This is a genomic window from Pseudomonas aestuarii, from assembly GCF_027988105.1.
GTDB classification, from domain to species: domain Bacteria; phylum Pseudomonadota; class Gammaproteobacteria; order Pseudomonadales; family Pseudomonadaceae; genus Aquipseudomonas; species Aquipseudomonas aestuarii.
This window is the reverse complement of the sequence record NZ_JAQJZJ010000054.1, coordinates 1-231: the sequence shown is the minus strand read 5'-3', so window position 1 is coordinate 231 and position 231 is coordinate 1. Positions and strand designations below refer to the sequence as shown.

Sequence of the window (231 nt, the reverse complement as noted above, 5' to 3'; positions counted from 1 at the left end):
CTGCCGGCGAAGCTCGCGCCGACCAGGCTGCCGATGGCCACGGTGCTGCCGTTGATGGTCACGCTCTGCAAATCATCGAGGCCGTCGGCGTCGCTCAGACTGAAGCTGCCGCTGGCGAACTCGCTGTTGCTGGCCGCCGCCGAGCCTGTCGCCAGGCCGGCTTCGTACACCAGGTCGTTGGCTCCTTGGTTACCTGGATCGACATTGATCTCTGGGACATCGTTGCTGCCG

Annotated in this window: 1 protein-coding gene; it reads right to left on the bottom strand. The window is 65.4% G+C overall.

Going from position 1 to position 231, the window contains the following annotated elements:
- Window positions 1–231: hypothetical protein (locus tag PH586_RS23535; RefSeq protein ID WP_271350225.1), on the bottom strand; the 231-nt coding region annotated here is incomplete at both ends.